This is a genomic window from Shimia aestuarii, assembly GCF_900114635.1.
GTDB lineage: Bacteria > Pseudomonadota > Alphaproteobacteria > Rhodobacterales > Rhodobacteraceae > Shimia > Shimia aestuarii.
Window position 1 is genome coordinate 181,982 of sequence record NZ_FOTQ01000004.1, and the last position, 20,760, is coordinate 202,741.

General features: G+C 61.0%; 20 protein-coding genes. 9 read left to right on the forward strand and 11 right to left on the reverse strand.

Annotated elements, in window-relative coordinates:
• Positions 1–156: 156 nt before the first annotated feature.
• A complete protein-coding gene (gene guaA / locus BMZ35_RS11890) occupies positions 157–1,716 on the reverse strand; it encodes a glutamine-hydrolyzing GMP synthase (protein WP_093094072.1) in 1,560 nt (519 codons plus the stop codon).
• A 257-nt stretch (positions 1,717–1,973) separates the two neighbouring features.
• Here guaA and BMZ35_RS11895 point away from each other — a divergent pair, with 257 nt between their 5' ends.
• On the forward strand, positions 1,974–3,518 hold the full coding sequence (locus BMZ35_RS11895) for a trimethylamine methyltransferase family protein (protein ID WP_093094073.1): 1,545 nt from the start codon (positions 1,974–1,976) through the stop codon (positions 3,516–3,518).
• 10 nt (positions 3,519–3,528) lie between these two features.
• On the opposite strand, the gene BMZ35_RS11900 is transcribed toward BMZ35_RS11895, so the two are convergent.
• Positions 3,529–3,822, reverse strand: coding sequence for a DUF6477 family protein (locus BMZ35_RS11900; RefSeq protein WP_093094074.1), 294 nt, complete (start codon positions 3,820–3,822; stop codon positions 3,529–3,531).
• Between the two features lie 244 nt (positions 3,823–4,066).
• On the opposite strand from BMZ35_RS11900, the gene BMZ35_RS11905 reads away from it, so the two are divergent.
• Positions 4,067–5,149 (forward strand): DUF6456 domain-containing protein, encoded by a 1,083-nt coding sequence (locus tag BMZ35_RS11905; RefSeq protein ID WP_423227757.1) that lies wholly within the window; start codon positions 4,067–4,069, stop codon positions 5,147–5,149.
• Positions 5,150–5,203: 54 nt separating this feature from the next.
• On the opposite strand, the gene BMZ35_RS11910 is transcribed toward BMZ35_RS11905, so the two are convergent.
• Positions 5,204–5,752, reverse strand: coding sequence for a peroxiredoxin (locus BMZ35_RS11910; protein WP_093094075.1), 549 nt, complete (start codon positions 5,750–5,752; stop codon positions 5,204–5,206).
• A gap of 211 nt (positions 5,753–5,963) precedes the next feature.
• Here BMZ35_RS11910 and lipA point away from each other — a divergent pair, with 211 nt between their 5' ends.
• The gene (gene lipA / locus BMZ35_RS11915) at positions 5,964–6,914 is read left to right on the forward strand and encodes a lipoyl synthase (RefSeq protein ID WP_093094076.1); all 951 of its coding nucleotides are present in this window, start codon (positions 5,964–5,966) and stop codon (positions 6,912–6,914) included.
• A gap of 16 nt (positions 6,915–6,930) precedes the next feature.
• On the opposite strand, the gene BMZ35_RS11920 is transcribed toward lipA, so the two are convergent.
• The 4 genes from BMZ35_RS11920 to hpt form a co-directional block, all read right to left on the reverse strand.
• Positions 6,931–7,818, reverse strand: coding sequence for a cytochrome c (locus BMZ35_RS11920; RefSeq protein WP_093094077.1), 888 nt, complete (start codon positions 7,816–7,818; stop codon positions 6,931–6,933).
• 67 nt (positions 7,819–7,885) lie between these two features.
• Positions 7,886–8,353: a c-type cytochrome gene (locus BMZ35_RS11925; RefSeq protein ID WP_093094078.1), complete on the reverse strand. Its 468-nt coding sequence runs from the start codon at positions 8,351–8,353 to the stop codon at positions 7,886–7,888.
• Positions 8,354–8,726: 373 nt separating this feature from the next.
• Entirely contained in the window at positions 8,727–8,909 is a 183-nt protein-coding gene (locus tag BMZ35_RS11930) for a hypothetical protein (protein ID WP_093094079.1), read from the reverse strand.
• Positions 8,906–9,445, reverse strand: coding sequence for a hypoxanthine phosphoribosyltransferase (gene hpt, locus BMZ35_RS11935; protein WP_093094080.1), 540 nt, complete (start codon positions 9,443–9,445; stop codon positions 8,906–8,908). The genes BMZ35_RS11930 and hpt overlap by 4 nt, the downstream gene beginning before the upstream one ends.
• A gap of 80 nt (positions 9,446–9,525) precedes the next feature.
• Between hpt and BMZ35_RS11940 the strand changes: the two genes are divergently transcribed.
• The gene (locus BMZ35_RS11940) at positions 9,526–9,969 is read left to right on the forward strand and encodes a type II toxin-antitoxin system RatA family toxin (protein ID WP_093094081.1); all 444 of its coding nucleotides are present in this window, start codon (positions 9,526–9,528) and stop codon (positions 9,967–9,969) included.
• 19 nt (positions 9,970–9,988) lie between these two features.
• Positions 9,989–11,281, forward strand: coding sequence for an MmgE/PrpD family protein (locus BMZ35_RS11945; RefSeq protein WP_093094082.1), 1,293 nt, complete (start codon positions 9,989–9,991; stop codon positions 11,279–11,281).
• Between the two features lie 76 nt (positions 11,282–11,357).
• Here BMZ35_RS11945 and BMZ35_RS11950 read toward each other — a convergent pair whose 3' ends face one another.
• The 4 genes from BMZ35_RS11950 to BMZ35_RS11965 all read right to left on the reverse strand — a co-directional run bounded on the left by BMZ35_RS11950 (position 11,358) and on the right by BMZ35_RS11965 (position 14,796).
• Positions 11,358–12,539 carry an ammonium transporter gene (locus BMZ35_RS11950; protein WP_093094083.1) on the reverse strand — a complete coding sequence of 394 codons (1,182 nt, stop codon included), beginning with the start codon at positions 12,537–12,539 and terminating at the stop codon, positions 11,358–11,360.
• Positions 12,540–12,698: 159 nt separating this feature from the next.
• Entirely contained in the window at positions 12,699–13,172 is a 474-nt protein-coding gene (locus BMZ35_RS11955; RefSeq protein ID WP_093094084.1) for a CinA family protein, read from the reverse strand.
• On the reverse strand, positions 13,172–13,654 hold the full coding sequence (locus BMZ35_RS11960; RefSeq protein ID WP_093094085.1) for a phosphatidylglycerophosphatase A family protein: 483 nt from the start codon (positions 13,652–13,654) through the stop codon (positions 13,172–13,174). The genes BMZ35_RS11955 and BMZ35_RS11960 overlap by 1 nt, the downstream gene beginning before the upstream one ends.
• Positions 13,651–14,796 carry a bifunctional 2-C-methyl-D-erythritol 4-phosphate cytidylyltransferase/2-C-methyl-D-erythritol 2,4-cyclodiphosphate synthase gene (locus BMZ35_RS11965; RefSeq protein ID WP_093094086.1) on the reverse strand — a complete coding sequence of 382 codons (1,146 nt, stop codon included), beginning with the start codon at positions 14,794–14,796 and terminating at the stop codon, positions 13,651–13,653. Before BMZ35_RS11965 ends, BMZ35_RS11960 begins: the two co-directional genes overlap by 4 nt.
• Before the next feature lie 159 nt (positions 14,797–14,955).
• On the opposite strand from BMZ35_RS11965, the gene dusB reads away from it, so the two are divergent.
• The 4 genes from dusB (at position 14,956) to BMZ35_RS11985 (ending at position 20,760) form a co-directional block, all read left to right on the forward strand.
• A complete protein-coding gene (gene dusB, locus BMZ35_RS11970) occupies positions 14,956–15,957 on the forward strand; it encodes a tRNA dihydrouridine synthase DusB (RefSeq protein WP_093094087.1) in 1,002 nt (333 codons plus the stop codon).
• On the forward strand, positions 15,954–17,039 hold the full coding sequence (locus tag BMZ35_RS11975; RefSeq protein ID WP_093094088.1) for a two-component system sensor histidine kinase NtrB: 1,086 nt from the start codon (positions 15,954–15,956) through the stop codon (positions 17,037–17,039). The genes dusB and BMZ35_RS11975 overlap by 4 nt, the downstream gene beginning before the upstream one ends.
• On the forward strand, positions 17,039–18,403 hold the full coding sequence (locus BMZ35_RS11980) for a response regulator (RefSeq protein ID WP_093094089.1): 1,365 nt from the start codon (positions 17,039–17,041) through the stop codon (positions 18,401–18,403). Before BMZ35_RS11975 ends, BMZ35_RS11980 begins: the two co-directional genes overlap by 1 nt.
• 101 nt (positions 18,404–18,504) lie before the next feature.
• On the forward strand, positions 18,505–20,760 hold the full coding sequence (locus tag BMZ35_RS11985; protein WP_093094090.1) for a sensor histidine kinase NtrY-like: 2,256 nt from the start codon (positions 18,505–18,507) through the stop codon (positions 20,758–20,760).

Here is a 20,760-nt window from a genome sequence, read left to right on the forward strand (position 1 = left end):
TTGGGTGTTGGCCCATGTTTGGCAGTGGCGCCGCGGAAGTTCCAGCGCTTTGTTGCACATGTGAAGGAGGTGGCGTTCGCGCAATGCAAAACGCCGCCCCGTGGGAGAGCGGCGTTTCGACATGGATCGTGGCTCAGGGTTTGGCCGGATCGGCGCTCACTCCCACTCGATGGTTCCCGGAGGTTTCGAGGTCACGTCATAGGTGACGCGGTTGATGCCCTTGACCTCGTTGATGATCCGGGTGGCGGTTTCACCGAGGAACTCGTGGGTGAAGGGGTAGTAGTCTGCGGTCATGCCGTCCACGGACGTCACGGCGCGCAGGGCGCAGGCATAGTCATAGGTGCGCCCGTCTCCCATCACGCCAACGGTGCGTACGGGCAGGATTGCGACGAAGGCCTGCCAGATCTCGTCATAGAGCCCGTGCTTACGGATCTGGTCGATATAGACCGCGTCGGCTTCGCGCAGGATGTCGAGTTTTTCGGTGGTGATCTCGCCGGGGCAGCGGATGGCAAGGCCCGGTCCGGGAAATGGGTGACGACCGATGAAGCTTTGTGGCAGGCCGAGTTCACGACCCAGCGCACGGACTTCATCTTTGAAGAGTTCGCGCAGGGGTTCGACCAGCTTGAGGCCCATCTTTTCGGGCAGGCCGCCGACATTGTGATGCGATTTGATCGTCACCGAGGGGCCGCCGGAGAAGGAAACCGATTCAATCACGTCCGGGTAGAGCGTGCCTTGTGCGAGGAATTCTGCACCTTCGATCGTGTCGGCGTGTTTCTGGAACACGTCGATGAAGAGCTTGCCGATGATCTTGCGCTTGGTTTCGGGGTCGGACTGACCTTCCAGTTCACCAAGGAAGAGCTCGGATTCGTCGGCATGGATCAGCTGGATGTTGTAATTGTCGCGGAACATGCCGACGACTTCTTCGGCCTCGTTCTTGCGCAGCAGGCCGTGATCGACAAAGACGCAGGTGAGCTGATCACCGATGGCTTCGTGGATCAGAATCGCCGCGACGGAGCTGTCGACGCCGCCCGAGAGGCCACAGATCACCTTCTTGTCGCCAACCTGTTCGCGAATCTTGGCGATCATCTCGTCGCGATAGGCGCCCATGGTCCAGTCGCCGGTGAACCCGGCGAGTTTCACGAAGTTTTCGTAAAGCTTGGCACCGTTCGGGGTGTGGTGCACCTCGGGGTGGAATTGCACAGCGTAGAAATGGCGCGACGTGTCGGCGGTGATGGCGAAGGGCGCGCCGGGGGAGGTGCCGAAGACCTCGAAACCGGGGGCGATGGCGCTGACGTGATCGCCGTGAGACATCCAGACCTCTTCGCGGCCCTCTTCGAACCAGCCATCCAGCAGGTCGAGCTTGCCTTTGGGTTCGACATAGGCGCGGCCGAACTCGGCGGTGCCGTGGCCGCTTTCGACCTTGCCGCCCAGTTGGGTCATCATGACCTGCTGACCGTAGCAGATGCCGAGGATCGGCACACCATAGTCGAAGATTTCCTGCGGGGCGCGCGGGCTGCCCTCGCGGGTGACGCTGTCGGGACCGCCCGAGAAAATGATCGCCTTGGGCGCCATCTCGCGGACCATGTCCATGGTAACGCTCTGGTAGGGGTGAATTTCGCAATAGACGTTCAGTTCACGCAGGCGGCGCGCGATGAGCTGCGTAACCTGGCTGCCGAAGTCGATGATCAGGAGGCGGGCGTGAGATGTGTCAGACATGAGCGCGGATTAGCGCCTGCGCAGGGTTTGCGCAAGCGTGTTTGCGCGCTGTGACATGGGGAAGGGGGGCTGTCTGCCCCCCGGCCTGCAATGCAGGCGCTCCCCCCGAGGATATTTCCGGCAAAAGGAAGGGGAATGGGCGGAAATTTGCGGGGCGATGTCGCATTCTTGTTCCAATGGCCGCTAATTTGCCGTGACGCGGGTGAATTGCAGGCTAGATCAGGAGCAGGATAACGCTTCAGGCGCGAGGAATTGACATGGCAGAAGCAACGACACGTCGGCGGAGCCGCTCGGGTGGAGGGGCCGCACGTCGGGCCGAACGCACCACGCTCAAGATCGAGACCGCAAAATACATCGAACGCAACATTCCGCTGTTCGAGATCCTCAACGAGGAAGCGCTCGAAATAATCGAGGCCAATGCGGAATTGATTCTTGAAGAGGTTGGCGTGAATTTCGTCAACAATCCCGGGGCGCTGGAGCGCTGGCGCAATGCGGGTGCCGATGTCGAGGGCGAACGTGTGCGCATTCCGCGCGGCCTTGCGCGGGAGCTTTGCAAGACGGCGCCGTCGCGGATCACGCAGCACGCGCGCAACCCCGAGCGGACCGTCGAGATCGGTGGCAACACGCTGGTTTGCGCCCCGGTCTATGGCCCGCCCTTCGTCCGGGATTTGGATGGTGGTCGGCGTTATGCGACGATGGATGATTTCCAGAAATTCGTGAAGCTGGGCTACATGTCCAAGTGGTTGCACCATTCGGGCGGTACGGTTTGTGAACCGACTGACGTGGCGGTGAACAAGCGTCACCTGGACATGTTGCTGGCGCACATGACCCTGTCGGACAAGCCGTTCATGGGCTCGGTCACGGAACCCAGCCGCGCGCAGGACAGCGTTGAGATGTGTGAAATCCTGTTCGGCAAAGAGTTCGTGCAGGAAAACACGGTGATGACGTCGCTCATCAACATCAACTCGCCCATGACCTTTGACGACGTGATGATGGGCGCGCTTGAGGTTTACGCGGCCAACAACCAGGCCTGCATCGTGTCGCCCTTTATCGTGGGTGGTGCCATGGCGCCGGTGTCGGTGGCGGGCACGCTGACGCAGGTCTTGGCCGAGGTGCTGGCGGGGATCGCCTATTCGCAGTTGATCCGCCCCGGCGCGCCGGTGATCTTCGGGGCCTTCGTGACCTCGATCGACATGAATTCGGGGGCGCCGACCTTTGGCACGCCGGAAGCGAGCCAGATCCTTTATGGGGCCGGTCAGCTGGCGCGTCGTCTTGGTCTGCCGTTCCGTTCGGGTGGGGGCTTGTGCGGCTCGAAGCTGCCGGATGCGCAGGCAGCCTATGAAACCGCGCACACGCACAACGCGGCGCTGTTGGGCGGCGTGAACTTCATGCTGCATTCGTGTGGCTGGCTGGAAGGCGGGCTGGTGTCGAGCTTTGAGAAATTCGTGATGGACGCGGATCAGCTTGGCGTGTTGCACCAGATGGCGCGCGGCGTGAGCCATGACGAGAACGCGCAGGCGCTGGACGCGATCCGTGAAGTGGGGCCGGGGGGGCATTACCTTGGCTGCGCCCACACGCAGGCGAACTTCAAAGAGGCGTTCTGGCGGTCTGAACTGCTTGACTACAAACCGTTCGAGACATGGGAAGACGAGGGTGCGCGCGATACGCAGGCGCTGGCGTCGCTGCGGGTGGAAAAACTGCTGGCGGGCTATCAGAAACCCGCCATGGATCCAGGCGTGGAAGAGGCGCTCAACGCCTATGTCGCCGAGAAGAAAGCCTCGATGCCGGACAGCTTCATCTGATCCAACTGGCCTAGCAAGTGCCTTGTGAGGCCCGCAAGACGCGGGCTTCGCCCATCATGGCGATGAGAATGTCGACATGTTTGACCAATGAATAGGCGGCGTCGCTTGTGCGTCGCTGCCGGTTCAGGTCGTCTTCCAATTCCATCAGACGCATCAGGGCCGCGCCGCTGCGCGGCAAAGGGCCATACCCCAGATGCCGCTTGAGGTGCTGTTCGCGCCGGTATTCGTTTGCGCCCGCGCGGGCCGCGCGGATCAGCAGGCGGGGACGGTTCAGGCTGTTGAGCATGGCGAGGATGTCTTTCATGGAATCACTCCTGTCTTGGATTGACCCCAGAAAGCACAACTATAGCGGGTGTTGCATGTAGCGCAGAACAGCGTACGCGGTCTTTCGGGAGCGTTCACGTTTTGGAAACAATACTGACCTCACGGCTCGAATGTTAACAGCTAGGTAAGAATTCAATTCTAAGTTGTGGAAAATTCGAGGGAAAACCTTGTGGGTAACTAGGGCACTTGTCCTGACCCGTACGGAGCAGAAGGAGAACGGTGGGATGCGTATGGAAAGCCGCAATGAAGATTTGCCTGCCTGGGTACCTGAGAGTGTTGCGCGGTACGTGGCGCATACCGAGGACGGGTTGTCGATCCGGGAACTGGCGCGGCGTGACGGATGCCATGCATCCACCATCCTGCGCCAGATCCGCAAATTAGAGTCCAAGCGGGATGATCCGCTGATCGATGCGGCCCTGGACCGGTTCCGTCGCGCGTCGGAGCGGGGAAGTCCGGCAAAACCGAAGGCACAACAGGCGGTCCCAAGCGAAGACACGGTGATGCAGGAAGGGCGGCGTGTTCTGAGCCGGCTGTGCGAAACGGGTGCAGTGCTGGCCGTGGCGCGGGACATGGACAAGGCGGTGGTCGTGCGCGACCGGGGTGATGGGGGATCGGCGCGCACGGCCGTGGTAGACAGGGACGTGGCACAGGCCATGGTCCTGAAGGACTGGATCAGTTGTTCGGCGCAGGGGCGCATCGCGCAATACACGATCACGGCGGCAGGGAAGGCTGCGCTGCAGCGCATGCTGGCCGAGGCGGAAAATGCCGCGCAGGGCTTTGCCGAGGCACAAAACCCGTTTGCCGAGCAGCATCGCGCGTGGGGCGAAAAGACCGTGCGCGAGAAGGGACGCACGCGGCAGATGCGGTTCAACATGGCCGAGAGCCCGCTCACATCGCTGGCGCGGCGCAAGGACAAGGATGGCAAACCGTTCCTGAGCACCGATCTTGTCGCAGCCGGAGAGCGGTTGCGCGAGGATTTTGAGCTGGCGCAGATGGGGCCGCGCGTCGGGCAGAACTGGGAGCGGTTCCTGACCGGGGGCGAGCGTGGCGGGTATCGGCCCGACAGCGGCGTCGGATCCGGCCCCGATGGCGCGCGCGAGCGCGTGGCGAAGGCTCTGGAAGATCTTGGCGATGGGCTGTCGGACGTCGCATTGCGCTGTTGCTGTTTCCTGGAAGGGTTGGAAACCGCGGAAAAGCGGCTGGGTTGGTCGGCGCGGTCGGGCAAGATCGTGCTACGGATTGCGCTGATGCGGCTGCGCGAACATTATCGCGGACAGGCCGGGGGCGCCGGGGATTACATCGGTTGAAACAAAAACGGCCCGCAGGACATGCGGGCCGTTTCTTTTGGAAGCCGAAGCGGTTTACGCGGCGGTTTCCACGTTGGCTGCTTCGAGATACTTGAGCAGGTTTTCGGGCGAGCTTTCGCCATAGGGGTCAGCGCCGTGGTTGTCTTCGAGGCCGGGCTCTTCGAACCAAGCTTCAACCTTGCCGTCATTGATGATGGCGGCATAGCGCCAGGACCGCAGGCCAAAGCCGAGGTTGTCTTTACGCACCAGCATGCCGACTTTGCGGGTGAATTCGCCGGACCCGTCGGGGATCACTTTGACGTTCTTGATGCCCTGCGCTTCGGCCCATTTGTTCATCACGAAGCTGTCGTTGACGGACATGCAGTAGATGTCCTCGATGCCCAGTTCCTGGAACTTGGCAAAATTGTCCTCAAAGCCCGGAAGCTGGTAGGTCGAGCAGGTCGGGGTGAAGGCACCCGGCAGCGAGAACAGGATCACGCGCTTGCCCTTGAAATAGTCGTCGCTGGTCACATCCTGCCAGCGGAACGGGTTCGGGCCGCCAACGGCTTCGTCACGCACGCGGGTTTTGAAAACGACATTGGGGACTTTTACGCCAACTTGCATCGGGTGATTCCTCTTTGATTTGAATGGTCCGGCGCGACTTATAGCAATTCTAAACTAGGGCGCAATGCTGCATTTGCTAAGTATCTTTCTGCAGCTGCAAAGCGACCGGGAATTGTGCGAGACACATGGCTGGGTTGCGATTCTGGTACTAGCGGGAACCGTGCGCTATGGTATGCACTCAGGAATCCATGTTGCCCCGAGGTAAAGACCATTGCGTGACTTGAAACTGCCCGAACAGCGCCACCCGGAAAAAGCCCACCGTCCGGACAATGCCCAGCCGCGCAAACCCAAGTGGATTCGCGTCAAGGCGCCCACCGGGGAAGGCTATAACGCCACCAAGAAAATTATGCGTGACAACAAGCTGGTTACGGTTTGTGAAGAGGCGGGATGCCCAAATGCGGGCGAATGCTGGAGCGCGGGACACGCGACCATGATGATCATGGGCGAGATCTGTACGCGCGGCTGTACCTTCTGCAACATCGCCACCGGCAAGCCCAACGCGCTTGATGCGTTCGAACCGGGGCGTGTGGCGGATGCGGTAGCTAAGCTTGGGCTCAACCACGTGGTGATCACCTCGGTCGATCGGGATGACCTTGAGGATGGCGGCGCCGAGCATTTTGCCCAGACCATTCGCGCAGTGCGGCATCGTTCGCCCACGACCACGATCGAGATCCTGACGCCGGATTTTCTGAAATGTGCGCCGGAGGTTCTTGAGGTGGTTGTTGCGGCCAAGCCGGATGTGTTTAACCACAACCTTGAAACCGTTCCCGGCCTTTACCCGCAGGTGCGGCCAGGGGCGCGGTATTTCCATTCGCTGCGCCTGTTGCAGCGGGTCAAGGAGATGGACCCGTCGATCTTTACCAAGTCTGGTATCATGGTGGGGCTGGGCGAAGACAAGCAGGCCGTGCATCAGGTGATGGATGACATGCGCGCCGCCGATATCGACTTCCTGACCATTGGGCAGTATCTGCAGCCGACGCCGAAACACCACGGGGTGGATCGGTTCGTGACGCCGGAAGAGTTCGAGGGCTATGAAAAGGCCGCCTATGGCAAGGGATTCCTGATGGTGTCGGCAACGCCGCTCACCCGTTCATCCTATCACGCGGGGGATGATTTCGCGCGTTTGCGCGCCGCGCGTGAGGCGCAGTTGGCCAAGGGCTGAGATTTTCTGCCAAGGCCTATTGGCCCGCAGGTAGCGCTTTGAGGTAGGCGGCAATCGCCTCGCGGTCGCCGGCGTCGAGTTTCGACAGGTTTTCAATGACATGCGCCATGTGCCCGCCGGCGCTGTCATAGTCGGGTGTGAACCCCGTTTCAAAATAATACACCAGGTCCTGCGCGGGCCAGTCGAGTTGTGCCGGGGTGATGCCGGGGATTTTGCCCTTGCCTGACGGATCGGGTGCGCCAGCCAGCCATTGGTCGAGATCGACATTTCCCAGCGGGCCGCGGGGCGTGTGGCATTCGCCGCAATGACCGAGGGCTTCGACAAGGTAGCGCCCGCGTTCGAGCTCTGGCGTGGCGGCCTCGGTGATCCAGTCATCGTTCAGGAACAGGAATTTCCAGCCCCCAAGGGAGAGGCGGATGTTGAAGGGAAAGCCGATGTCGTGCGGTTGGCTTGGCGTCGCATCGGCAGGCAGGGTCATCATGTAGGCGTGCAGATCGGTGATGTCCTGCAAGGTGGCGCGGCTGTAAGAACTGTAGGGGAAGGCCGGATAGTAATGCTGTCCATCTGGCGAGGTGCCGTGTTTAATCGCATTGGCAAGGTCCAGCGCGCTCCAGTCCCCGATGCCATGGGTTGTGTCAGGCGAGATATTGGGGGCGATGAAGGTGCCAAAGGGCGAGGGGAAGCTCTGACCGCCAGAGAGAACTGGCGCACCTTCGGATTCGGCATTGGGGGCGGTGTGACAGGACGCGCAGCCTGCCGCGTAAAACACGGTTTCACCGCGCGTTGCATCGGCGGTCAGTCCCTCAAGCGCGTCCGAGGGCAGGGTTTCTGGGCGGGTCAGGAACCAGAAAGCCGCGAAACCGAGAAGGCCAAGCAGAAACAGGCGAACGATAAGGCGGCGCATGGCGAGCTCCTGAAAGAAAAGCACCGATGGCCGAAGTCATCGGTGCGGTCAGTCGTGCGAGGACGGATCAGCTTTCCGGTTCGCGGTAGGGTTTGTGGCAGCTGCTGCAGGACCCTCCAAGCGCGCCCATGGCGCCGCGCAGGCTATCGAGCCCGCCGCCCGCCGCCGCTTGCATGGCCATGGCGGCGTCACCCAAGGCCTTGCCCTTGGCCATCACGTCCGGGAAGTTGTCCCACATGTCGGGTTTGGCGCGGGTGCCGTCGACGGACATGCTGTCGGACCCCCCGGGCCACATGGCGGACTGGTCCATCTTGGTCAGCGTGAGGAGATTATTGGCCGCAGCCGAGGCGACGGCGGCGTCATAGTCCATTTCGCCTTTGGCCATGGCGCCCAGCTGGCCGATGTTGAAGGCATAAAGTTGCATCTGGGCCTGGCGGGCCTTGATCGCGGCGTTGACATGGCCGTCTGCAAAAGCGGCGCCTGCGAGCAGGGCTAGAGTGGTCGCGGTGGCAAGAGTTTTCAGTCTGCGTTTCATGGGAACCTCCTGTGGCAAATTGATTGAAAAAAAGTCTATCCGGGTTGATGCAAAAACTTATCTATCACTTTTGTAGATTGAGCCTCAAAAAACGCACAGTGAAAACCGGGTCGTAGCGGACTTGTTCCGGGATCGACCTTTGCAGAGGGTTCGTGCACTTACGTCCTGCGTTGACGGTGGGTGTGTTTAAGATTCTGAGACCCGTGTGTGGTTTATTTATATTTATAAAACAACTAATTGAATTACTTTCCTAAAGTGGAAGTTGTCGTTCAAAAGTGACGCTGAGCGCTCTGAGGTCAGGCGGCAAAGACGCATGGAACCAGTGCCGTGCGCCGGGTTTTCGCGTGATTTCACAATCGCGTGAGAGGGGGCTTCAGCGAGTCATGCGCCCCTTTGGCGTGTTGCCGAGAGTCATCCAGTCGGGCCAGCCAAAGACCTTTTCGAAAGCAAAAACCACAAGGCAGATGGCAATGATCGCGAACACCAGTTTGACCCGCCCCTCGGAGGGCGGGTTGCGGGCCCAGCGGGCCATGCGCAGGAAATGGCGGATCTTCACTCGGTGAACCGCACCTTGCCGATAAAGGGCAGGTTGCGGTTGCGTTGCGCAAAGTCGATGCCGTAGCCGACGACAAATTCGTCCGGGATCGAGAATCCGATCCAATCGGCGGCGATATCGGCTTCGCGACGCGAGGGTTTGTCGAGCAACGCAATGGTCTTGAGTTTGCGCGGATTGCGCGATTCCAAGAGGTGCATGACATGGGTCAGCGTGTGGCCCGTGTCCACGATGTCTTCGACAACCAACACGTCTCGGCCTTCAATTTCGCCGCGCAAATCTTTGAGAATACGGACTTCTCTCGAACTCTCCATGGAGTTTCCATATGAGGAGGCTTCAAGGAAATCGACCTCGACAGGCAGATCGAGTTCGCGCACGAGATCGGCGATAAACACGAAGGACCCGCGCAGAAGCCCGACCACGACAAGCTTGTCGGTGCCTTCGTATTCGCGCGAAATCTCGTCGCAAAGCTCTTCGATCCGGGCGGCGATGGACTTGGCCGAGATCATTTGATCGATGACATATGGACGCTCTGGCATGAGACCCCCTTGATTTTCCCGCCGCAGAATACGAAATGGGCGCCCAGTGTCACGCGAAAACCCGAACGTCAGGGGGCGACATGCCGACCCACTCAGAAACCCGCACGCTGCCTTACACGGCGCAGCAGATGTATGATCTCGTCGCGGATGTGGCGTCTTATCCGAAATTCCTGCCGTGGTGTGCGGCGGCGCGCATCCGCTCGCGTACGCCGGAAGGGGCCAGCGAAGTGATGCTGGCGGACCTCGTGATCTCGTTCAAGGTGTTCCGCGAACGGTTCGGGAGCCGCGTGGTGTTGCACCCCGAGACCAAGCATATTGATACGGAATACCTCGACGGGCCGTTCAAATACATGAAATCCACGTGGGATTTCAAAGATGTGGATGGCGGCTGCGAGGTGGCGTTCTTTGTGGATTTCGAGTTCCGTAACCTGATTTTGCAAAAGGCAATCGGGTTGGTGTTCAATGAAGCGATGCATCGCATCGTGGCGGCGTTCGAGGCGCGCGCCAAAGCGCTGCACGGCTGAAACTGTCCGGGAGGACGACATGATTACCGAGAAACTGGCCGCGCTCGTGGCGGGAACGGGCGCGGATGCCGTGCCGGGTGATACGTTGCAGATGCTGCGGCTGTCGATGCTTGACTGGGCGGCGGTGGGGATAGCCGGGGTGTCAGAGCCGGTCGCGCGGATCACTCGAGCGATGGCGATGGACGAAGCTGGTGCGGCGCAGGCGCATCTTTTTGGCGGGGGCCGGGTGCCAGCGCGAGCGGCGGCCCTGGTCAATGGGGCCACCAGTCATGCATTGGACTACGACGATACGCATTTTGCGCATATCGGCCATCCCAGCGTTGCGGTGATTCCGGCAGCTTTGGCCGTGGGCGAGGCCATTGGGGCGTCAGGAGACGATGTGCAGCTTGCGGCGCTGATCGGGATCGAGGTGAGCATTCGCGTGGGTGTCTGGCTGGGTCGGGACCATTACCAAAGCGGGTTTCACCAGACGGGCACGGCGGGCGCCTTTGGCGCGACGGCGGCGAGTGCGCGGCTTTTGGGGCTGGACGAGGACGGGATTGCAGCGGCCTTGGGGCTGGTTGCGACGCGCGCGTCGGGGCTGAAATCGCAATTCGGGACAATGGGCAAACCCTATAACGCGGGGATTGCGGCGACCAATGGGGTCGAAGCGGCGCAGTTGGTGGCGCGGGGCTTTGTGCCCAATTCCCAAGGACTTGAGGTGGCGCAGGGCTTTGGGGCGACCCATGCGGGCGAAGGCAATGCGCGGGCGCTTGATGGGCTGGGGCAGGACTGGGCGTTTGATCGGATCAGTCACAAGTTCCATGCTTGCTGTCACGGTCTGCACGCCACGCTCGAGGCGCTGGCGTCGATGAACCGCCCGGCGGCTTCGGATGTGGCGGCGGTAAAGATCACAACCCATCCGCGTTGGATGACGGTGTGCAACCAGCCAGATCCCGAAACCGGGCTGGGCGCCAAGTTTTCCTATCGCATGGTGACGGCAATGGCCTTGCTTGGGCATGATACGGCCGCATTGGACAGCTATTCGGATGCGCTTTGTGTCGATGCGGACGTGGTTGCATTGCGAGGCAAGGTGTCGGTTTCCACCGATGAGGGGTTGAGCGAGATGCAGGCGCGGGTGCGGATCACGCAGAAGGATGGCACAACCCATGACGGGTTTCACGATCTTGATGCGCCTGTAGTGCTGGCTGCGCGTGCAGAGCGGTTACAGTCCAAGGCCGCGTCTTTGATTGGTGCGGAGCGGGCCGGGGCGCTGTGGGCGTTGATCGAAGCGGCAGCAGCGCCGGATGAAATAGGGGCTGCGCTGGGATAATCGGAATATCTTAAGTCGGAAACAAGGAAAAGCGGCCCAAGGGGGCCGCTTTTCTGTTCCATAGGCCATCATTTTCTTACGACACGATGTCGTAGGCCCGTTCGCCATGGGCCGAAAGGTCGAGCCCGTTGACCTCGGTTTCGGCATCGACGCGCAGCGGGGTGATGGCGCCGCAGACCTTGATCAGCACGACAGTCACGACGGCGGTGAAGACACCCACCACGGCAAGGCCGCCAAGCTGGGCCAGCCACGTGCCCTGACCGAAAACCGCGATCATGATCGTGCCGAAGATACCGCCGACACCGTGCACGGCGAAAACGTCCAGCGTGTCGTCGATCTTGAGCTTGTTGCGCACGAAATTCACGGCTTCCTGACAGAGGATGCCCGCGACGGCACCGATGATCAGCGCTTCGACCGGGCCGACAAAGCCCGAAGCCGGGGTGATCGAGGCGAGGCCCGCGATGGTGCCGGTGACAAGGCCCACCATCGAGGCTTTGCCATACTTGATGCGTTCCCAGAGCGCCCATGTCAGCGAGGCGGTCGCGGCCGAGATATGGGTCACGGTAAGCGCCATGGCGGCGCCACCGTCGGCGGCAAGTTGCGAGCCGCCATTGAAGCCGAACCAGCCAACCCAGAGCATCGCCGCGCCGATCATGACCATCCAGGGGGCGTGCGGCGGGGTGGTGCGGTTCTTGCGGGGGCCAAGGAAGACGGCGATGATCAGGGCTGCGAGACCTGCGGTCTCATGCACGACGATACCGCCGGCAAAATCACGCACGCCGGTTTCGCCAAAGATGCCGCCATCGGCCAGCATGCCGCCGCCCCAGATCCAGTGAACCACGGGGGCATAGCAGAGCAGCATCCAGAGGCCGGAGAACAGCAGCACGAAGCCAAAGCCGATGCGTTCGACATAGGCACCAACGATCAGCGCCGGGGTGATGATGGCAAAGGTCATCTGGAAGGCAAAGAACAGGACTTCAGGCAGGGTGCCCGAGAGGCTGTCGGCAGTGACGCCGCCGAGGAACATCTTGCCAAGGCCGCCCCAGAGGCCCGAGCCGCCGTCACCAAAAGCGATCGTGTAGCCAAAGGCGAGCCAGAGCACGCTCATCAGGCAGGCGATGGCATAGGTTTGCATAAAGACGCTGAGCACGTTGCGTGCCCGTACAAGCCCGCCGTAAAACAGCGCCAGGCCCGGCAATGTCATGAACAGGACCAGGGCTGTCGCCACGATGATCCATGCGGTGTCCGCTCCGTTCATTTCCCTTCCTTTCCGTGAGTATCGGGAGTTTTGGGGTCAAAAAGCGGATCGGCAGCGCAAAACAAAGAGGCAAGGCGCCGGGAGGGCGCCTTAATCATAGGCATTTTGTAAGCTGTCTAAAATTTGGGCGTTATCTGCGGGGGTGCGCCCGAAATGGCGTCACTTTGCGCAAATTGCATCGAGAAGCAGAGAGAGAGCGTGATTCCGTGCCGCTTCGCGTACCTTGTCGCGCCCCGGTGCGCCGAATTCGATGGTTTCGGTCGTGCAACCCTCGCGCGTCGCCAGCCCAAAGCAGACGCGGCCCTCGGGTTTGAACTCGGAACCTCCGGGTCCGGCGATGCCCGTGATGGAGACGGCGACATCCGCGTCGCTGTTGACCAGTGCACCAAGCGCCATTTCACGCGCCACGTCTTCGGAGACCGCGCCGACAGCGGCAAGCGTGGACTCGCGTACGCCCAGCATCTCTGTCTTGGCGGTGTTGGTGTATGTCACGAACCCGCGTTCGAACACGTCCGAAGAGCCGGGCACATCAGTCAAGGCAACTGCGACCATGCCCCCGGTGCAGCTTTCTGCGGTGGCGATGCGCAGACCCTTTTCGCGGGCCGCATCGAGGATATCGCCGGCATGTGTCATCAGATCAGGAAGATATGGTAGAGCGCCGCCGCGACCAAGGTTGCAAGACCTGCGAACACGCCGGCCCAGATATCGTCCAGCATGACGCCGTCAGCGTCATGGCGCTGATCCGCGCGGCCCACAAGCCAGGGTTTCTTGATGTCGAACAGGCGGAAAAGCAGGAAGGCTGCGATCGGTCCGGGCCAGACCATGGACATGTCGCGCATGTAAAAAGCTGCGGCAGGGAACAGCATGGCGATCCACATGCCTGCGACTTCGTCGATCACGATTTCCGAGGGATCATCCCCCGGTTTGTCCCGCAGCTCGGTTCGACAGGCCCAGAAGCCTGCGACAATCGACAGGCTCGTGGCCACGACCAATGGCCAGAAGCCGAGGTAGCGCTCGATGCCCCAACCAAGGATCAGTGCCGCCAGCGAGCCCCAAGTGCCCGGTGCCCAGGGGAGAAGGCCGACGCCGAAAAAGGTTGCAACCTGTCTGCTCATGATTTCACCAATGTTGCGGTGGCCAGCGCCGCAATCCCTTCTTCGCGGCCCGTGAAGCCCAGTTTCTCAGATGTGGTCGCCTTGATGGAAACGCGGTCAGCATCAAGGTCCATGATCTCGGACATGCGGGCGGTCATGGCAGCGGCGTGAGGGCCGACCTTGGGACGTTCGCAGATCAGGGTGCAGTCGATATTGGAGATGGCAAAGCCCATCTCCTTGGCCAGATTGACCGCGTGGCGCAGGAAAATGGCGCTGTCGGCACCTTTCCATTCCGCTTCGGAGGGGGGGAAGTGGCGACCGATATCGCCCTTTGCCAGAGCCCCGTAGATGGCGTCGGTCACGGCATGCATGCCGACATCCGCGTCGCTGTGCCCCTTGAGCGCCTTGTCATGCGGGATGTTCACGCCGCAAAGCGTGACGTGATCTCCGCTTTCAAAGGCGTGCACGTCAAAACCGTTGCCCAGTCGAATATCCATTCTGCCTCTCAGATGCGCGTCAAGCCGGGCGAAATCCTCCGGCGTGGTGATTTTCAGATTGCCCTCGTCGCCCGCCACGATGGCGACGTCAAGTCCGGCGGCGCGTGCGACCTCGACATCATCGGCCGCGCCGCCCGGGTGGGTGCGGTGAGCGGCAAGGATCGCGTCATAGGCAAACCCCTGGGGGGTTTGGGCGCGGTACAGGTTTTCGCGGCTTTGGGTGCCGGACACTTTGCCGTCCGTACCGCGCCAGAGAGCGTCGGTGACCGGCAGGGCCGGAGCGGCGCCAAGGGAGCCATTCCGGAGCGCGTCGAGGACGGCGGTGATGGTTTGATCGGAAATCCCCGCGCGGGCGACATCGTGGATCAGCACATGGCTGAAGCCATGCCCCTTGAGCGCTTCGAGCCCTGCCTGAACCGAGGCGTCGCGCGTGGCGCCACCATGCACAACCTCGACCTCCAGTCCCTCGGCAAAAGAGTGGTCGTCCGGATGAATGACCAGCACGATATGGTCGATACCGGGATGGGCCACAAAGCGCGCCAGGGTCCAGTCCGCCACGCGGCGTCCGGCCAATGGCCGCCATTGCTTTGGCAAGCCGCCCCCGGCGCGGGTACCGCGCCCCGCGGCGACGATTACGGCGGCGGTTTTGAAATCACTGTTTGTCATGGGCCATGTCTAGAACCTGCAAGTCAGAGTGGCAATCGACCCCTTGCACTTGCCCAAAAAATAGGCAAATGCGTAAATCCCCTACAAATCACTCAGCGGAAACATTGTTCTTGTTAAGTGAGTCGGGTAGCACGAAATCAATGCACAAGGATTAGGCATTTGACCGTTCAAGTCGCACATCTGTCATTTTCGCCCCCGGTTTTCCTGGCGCCCCTCGCCGGGATCACGGATCGGCCATTCAGGGATCTGGTGTCCCGGTTTGGTGCCGGGTTGGTGGTGAGCGAGATGGTGGCGAGCCAGGAGATGGTGCAGGCCAAGCCGGGGGTGCGCGAAAAGGCAGAGCTAGGCTATGGCCGCGAAAACACGGCGGTGCAGCTTGCGGGGCGCGAGGCGCATTGGATGGCCGAAGCTGCGCGACAGGTCGAGGCCAACGGGGCCGCGTTGATCGACATCAACATGGGCTGTCCGGCCAAGAAGGTGACCAGCGCCAGCGGGGCCGGGGCCAGCGGGTCGGCCCTGATGAAAGATCTCGATCACGCGTTGACATTGATCGAGGCGGTTGTCGGCGCGGTCGAGATCCCGGTGACGCTCAAGACTCGGTTGGGATGGGATGACGCGATGCTAAACGCGCCGGAGCTGGCGCGGCGTGCGGAAAACGCAGGCGTTCAGATGATCACCATTCACGGGCGCACACGGTGTCAGTTCTACAAGGGGCAGGCGGATTGGGAAGCGATTGCGGCGGTCAAGGATGTCGTGTCGGTTCCGGTGATTGCCAATGGCGACATCGTGTCGAGCGACGCCGCGCGTCAGGCGCTGTCTCAGTCCGGGGCCGACGGGGTTATGGTGGGACGGGGCGCGCAGGGGCGGCCATGGCTGTTGGCCAAGATCGCGGCTGACCTATTCGGCGCCAAGTCCCCCGAGATACCGAAGGGGGACGCGCTGGTGGAGATGGTGAGCGATCACTATTGCGAGATGCTTGCGTTTTATGGAGATGAGCTTGGTGGGCGCGTCGCGCGCAAGCATCTGGGTTGGTACATGGATGATGCGGGCACCAATGCCATCTTACGCCGGAAAATCTTGACCGAGCGGACCCCGGCGGAAGTGTTGCGGCTGTTGCCGCGCGCGTTTGATCCCGCACAACAAGAAGAAGAGGCGGCATGAGCGCTGAAAACCCGATCTGGAATTCGTTGCCGGTTCCGGCGCTGATGGTGGATGCCTATGACACCATCACCGAGATCAACCCGGCTGCCGAGACATTTCTCAATGCATCGGCCAAGGCGATGCGGGGGCAGCCGATCTGGGACAAAGTGATGATCGACGCGCCGCTCGAAGAAGCATTCCGGCGCGCCCGCGAGCATGGCACCCCGCTTTTCGTGAACGATGCAGATGTCGGTACTGGGGATGGGCCCCCGGTGCAGTGCAATCTGCAGATTGCCCCGCTGGCGGATGTCCCGGGGCATATGCTGTTCCTGATCTCCTCGCGCGAACTGGCCGGGCGCATGACGCGCAGTCACGGCGTCAAATCCTCGGCGCAATCGGCGATCGGGATGGCGGAAATGCTGGCGCATGAGATCAAGAACCCGCTTGCCGGGATCACCGGGGCGGCACAGCTCTTGTCGATGAACCTGTCTCCAGAAGATCTTGAGCTCACTGACCTGATTGTCGAGGAGAGCCGACGGATCGTGAAGCTGTTGGAACAGGTCGAGCAATTTGGCAATCTGTCACTGCCACAGAGAAAGCCCGTGAACCTTCACGATGTCCTTGATCGTGCGCGCCGCTCTGCGTTGCTGGGATTTGGTGCACATATGAAGATCATCGAGGATTATGACCCGTCGCTGCCTCATGCCGAAGGGGATGCGGATCAGCTTTTGCAAGTGCTTCTGAACCTGTTGAAGAACGCCTCGGAAGCCTCTGAGGGAAATGGCACAATTCGGCTTCATACCTATTATGAGCACTCGTTCCGGCTACGTCGGGCCGATGGCACAGGCCAGCCCTTGCCCTTGCAGGTCGAGGTGATTGACGACGGGCCGGGGCTTCCTGCCGACATACAGGGCGACGTGTTCGATCCGTTTGTCTCGGGCCGGGAAAACGGCACCGGGCTGGGGCTCGCGCTGGTCAGCAAGATCATCTCGGACCATGGCGGGATGATTGCCGTGGACAGCGTGCCGGGGCGGACCGTGTTCCGCCTGTCTCTGCCACGTGCGGGAAATGAAACATTGAAGAAATACGAGGAGAGCCTCTGATGGATGGGACCGTTCTTGTCGCTGATGATGACCGCACGATCCGGACTGTGCTGACCCAGGCGCTGACCCGTGCCGGATGCAAGGTGCATGCCACCTCTTCGCTGACGACGCTGATGCGCTGGGTGGGCGAGGGCAAGGGCGACGTGGTGATCACGGACGTGATGATGCCGGACGGCAATGGGCTTGAGATGCTGCCCAAAATTGCCGAGGACCGCCCCGGTCTCCCAGTAATCGTGATTTCGGCGCAGAACACGATCATGACGGCCATTCAGGCCGCCGAGGCAGAGGCCTATGATTACCTGCCCAAACCGTTTGACCTGCCGGACCTGATGAAGCGCACCGGCAAGGCACTTGAGCAAAAGCGGCGGGTGCCAAGCCCCCAGAACACCGACACCGAGCGCCCGGACGAGCTGCCACTGGTGGGGCGGACTGCTGCGATGCAGGCCCTTTATCGGCTGGTTGCGCGGGTGATGAATACCGATCTACCTGTTTTGATTTCCGGGGAAAGTGGTACAGGTAAGTCGCTGATTGCACGCGAAATTCACGACTTTTCGGATCGGCGCACCTTGCCATTTGTGGTGGTGAATGCGGCGGATCTGACTGATCTTGAAGGGCCGGTGCGGGTGTTGGCCAAAGCCAAGGGCGGCACCATCCTGTTTGACGAGATCGGCGATATTGATGACGAGATTCAGGCGCGGATCGTGCGCATGATCGACAACCCGGGCGAACAAAACCCGCGTTTCATGGCGACAAGCCAGAGCAACCTCGGCGAGGCGATGGAAAAGGGCTCCGTGCGTCAGGATTTGTACTACAGGCTGAACGGGGCGACGATCCATGTGCCCAGCCTGCGCGAGCGGGTGGATGATATACCGCTACTGGTTGAGCATTTCCTGGCGCGTGCCGAACGCGATGGCGCGCCGATGCGTAGTTTTTCCAAGGAAGCGATGGAGATGTTTCGCGCCTATAGCTGGCCGGGCAATGTGCGCCAGTTGGAAAACGCTGTGCGTCGGCTTGTGCTGACCGCGCGGGCCGAAGAGATCACGCAGACCGAAGCCGAGGCGGTCATGGGCACCCAGCCGCAGGTCGGGCCGCTCTTGGGTGGCGAGGACACGGAAAAGCTTTCGGCGGCGGTGGCGCGGCATTTGCGGCGGTATTTCGATCTGCATGGCAATATGCTGCCGCCTGCGGGTCTTTACGCGCGAATCTTGCGTGAGATCGAATTGCCGCTGATCGAGATTGCTTTGGATGCGACGGGCGGGAATCAGGCGAAATGCGCAGATCTTCTGGGCATTAACCGGAATACGCTGCGTAAAAAAATCACTGATCTGGATATTCACGTGACACGACGCCGCAAGTTGATGTAAAACTGCCACATAAGCGTGGCGCAAAGGTCGCAGGCCTTGGGCAGACCACAAAATATGGCGGTTGACCGCGCAAGCGGTGCAAAATCAATTGAGGGCGTCGGGTGGCAAGCCGGACAGATACGAGCCATTGGGCGAAATTCAGGCGTTTGCGTCGTCAGAGACGTGTCCAGAATGTCGCAACTTGGGGATTGGTGGTTCTGGGGCCTGTTCTGGCGGTCTGCACCTATCTGATTCTCGGGCCACTGGGGCAGGGCGCAAGCTCGGGCGCGCTGCGCACGATCCTTCTGACAGACCTCGTCTATGTGTTGGCGGTCGCGGCGCTTGTGCTGCAGCGCGTCGCGCGAATGATCGCGTCGCGCCGGGCCCAATCAGCGGGGTCGCGTTTGCATTTGCGCCTGACCGGGGCGTTTGCGGCGCTGGCGCTGGTACCGACAGTGACCGTTGCTGTTTTCGCCGGGCTGACGGTGAACATCGGTCTGGAGGGCTGGTTCAGCGATCGGGTGCGCCAGGTGGTGGGAAATTCTCTGGCGGCGGCACAAGCCTATGAAGCAGAGCATGTCGAGGGGCTTGAACTTGATGCCAAGGCTTTGGCGGAGTTTCTCAATGCCAGCCGCCGCGCAACGTTTTTCATGGATGAAGGCGACATCAGGGTGGTGCTGGCCAGCGGTCAGAACCAGATCCAGCGCGGGTTGAAGCAAGCCTATGTCATTGATGGAACTGCCAAAATTCGCGCGCGGGGGGAGCGGTCCTATCTGTTCTATTTCGTTGCGCCCACGCAAGCGGATTTCGACACGGCGAACGATGAAGGCATTGCGATCATCCGCGATTTGGAAAACAGTGAAATCCGGGCGCTGGTGCCGCTTGAGGCCTTTGTTGACCGCTATCTCTATGTCAGCCGCGACGTGGATGCCGAGATTTTCACGCTGTTGGACGAAACCCGCGAGACGGCGCAGTTGTATCAGCAGTTGGAAAGCGAACGGGGTCGGGTGCTTTTTGAGTTCGGCCTGATTTATATCGGGTTTGCGCTAATCCTGATCCTGGCTGCGATCTGGATGGGGATGTGGTTTGCCGAACGGTTGTCGCGTCCGGTCGGGCGCCTGACCGGGGCGGCGCAGCGCGTGGGCGCAGGGGATCTGGACGTGCAGGTCCTTGAGGAAGAGGGCGATGACGAGATTGCCATGCTGGGGCGGTACTTCAACCAGATGACCCGGCAATTGAAGGCACAGCGGGACACGCTTCTGGACAACAACCGCCAGATTGAGCGACGACGACGGATGTTTGATTCAGTGCTCAGTTCGGTCACCTCGGGGGTCGTGGGGCTGGACGACTCGGGGCGCGTGTCATTCGTAAACCGCTCTGCAGAGCGGCTGCTGGATTGGTCGGATGACCATCAGACCATGGCGCTTTCGGTTGCGGTGCCGGAATTCGGAGCGATGTTCGATGCTTTGAAGAATTCGAACAACGAGATTGCGCAGGAAGAAATCAAGGTCACACGGTCGGGACGGCTGGAAAATCTGTTGGTGCGCATGTCGACGCGGCGGCGAGAAGACGGGTCGCTCGAGGGATATGTGGTGGCATTTGACGATGTGACCAACCTCGTGACCGCGCAGCGCATGGCGGCGTGGGGTGATGTGGCGCGGCGGATCGCGCATGAGATCAAGAACCCGCTGACACCGATCCAGCTTTCGGCGGAGCGTATCCGGCGCAAATTTGCCAGCAAGGTGGGCGAGGACAGTGAAACGCTTGAACAGATGACGGATGTGATCGTGCGCCAGACCAATGACCTGCGCCGGATCGTGGACGAGTTTTCGAAATTCGCGCGGATGCCCGAACCAGAACGCAAGACCATCGATCTTGTCGAGTTGCTGAACGGCGCGGTGTTATTGCAGGAGACCGGACAACCGGGGGTGCGGTTCGAAACGGACATCTGTGATGGCCCACTTTGCGCGGATCTTGATGGTACGATGATTTCACAGGCGTTGACGAACCTGATCAAGAACGCGGGCGAAGCGATTGAAACGCTCGTGGAAAAGGGGGCACCCGACGGGTTTGTGCCCGAAATCCACATTCACTGTGCAGTGGAAGGCAGCAAGGCCGCAATCCGGATTGCCGACAATGGGATCGGGCTTCCCGAAGACCGGGCGCGGCTGTTTGAGCCTTATGTGACGACCCGCGACAAGGGGACCGGACTGGGTCTTCCGATCGTGAAGAAGATTATCGAAGAGCACGGGGGGACGCTCGATCTGCTGGACGCCCCGATTTTTGAGAACAACGACCACGCTGGCGCGATGGCCGAAATTCAGCTGCCTTTGGCAGGTGGGAACGGACAGGCCGGCGGGCAGAAAAATGACAAGTGA

Excerpts from the sequence above, each read along its gene's own strand:
- guaA (WP_093094072.1), bottom strand. The coding sequence starts at position 1,716 with ATGTCTGACACATCTCACGCCCGCCTCCTGATCATCGACTTCGGCAGC.
- BMZ35_RS11895 (WP_093094073.1), top strand. The coding sequence starts at position 1,974 with ATGGCAGAAGCAACGACACGTCGGCGGAGCCGCTCGGGTGGAGGGGCC.
- BMZ35_RS11900 (WP_093094074.1), bottom strand. The coding sequence starts at position 3,822 with ATGAAAGACATCCTCGCCATGCTCAACAGCCTGAACCGTCCCCGCCTG.
- BMZ35_RS11905 (WP_423227757.1), top strand. The coding sequence starts at position 4,067 with ATGCGTATGGAAAGCCGCAATGAAGATTTGCCTGCCTGGGTACCTGAG.
- BMZ35_RS11910 (WP_093094075.1), bottom strand. The coding sequence starts at position 5,752 with ATGCAAGTTGGCGTAAAAGTCCCCAATGTCGTTTTCAAAACCCGCGTG.
- BMZ35_RS11920 (WP_093094077.1), bottom strand. The coding sequence starts at position 7,818 with ATGCGCCGCCTTATCGTTCGCCTGTTTCTGCTTGGCCTTCTCGGTTTC.
- BMZ35_RS11925 (WP_093094078.1), bottom strand. The coding sequence starts at position 8,353 with ATGAAACGCAGACTGAAAACTCTTGCCACCGCGACCACTCTAGCCCTG.
- hpt (WP_093094080.1), bottom strand. The coding sequence starts at position 9,445 with ATGCCAGAGCGTCCATATGTCATCGATCAAATGATCTCGGCCAAGTCC.
- BMZ35_RS11940 (WP_093094081.1), top strand. The coding sequence starts at position 9,526 with ATGCCGACCCACTCAGAAACCCGCACGCTGCCTTACACGGCGCAGCAG.
- BMZ35_RS11945 (WP_093094082.1), top strand. The coding sequence starts at position 9,989 with ATGATTACCGAGAAACTGGCCGCGCTCGTGGCGGGAACGGGCGCGGAT.
- BMZ35_RS11950 (WP_093094083.1), bottom strand. The coding sequence starts at position 12,539 with ATGAACGGAGCGGACACCGCATGGATCATCGTGGCGACAGCCCTGGTC.
- BMZ35_RS11955 (WP_093094084.1), bottom strand. The coding sequence starts at position 13,172 with ATGACACATGCCGGCGATATCCTCGATGCGGCCCGCGAAAAGGGTCTG.
- BMZ35_RS11960 (WP_093094085.1), bottom strand. The coding sequence starts at position 13,654 with ATGAGCAGACAGGTTGCAACCTTTTTCGGCGTCGGCCTTCTCCCCTGG.
- BMZ35_RS11965 (WP_093094086.1), bottom strand. The coding sequence starts at position 14,796 with ATGACAAACAGTGATTTCAAAACCGCCGCCGTAATCGTCGCCGCGGGG.
- BMZ35_RS11975 (WP_093094088.1), top strand. The coding sequence starts at position 15,954 with ATGAGCGCTGAAAACCCGATCTGGAATTCGTTGCCGGTTCCGGCGCTG.
- BMZ35_RS11980 (WP_093094089.1), top strand. The coding sequence starts at position 17,039 with ATGGATGGGACCGTTCTTGTCGCTGATGATGACCGCACGATCCGGACT.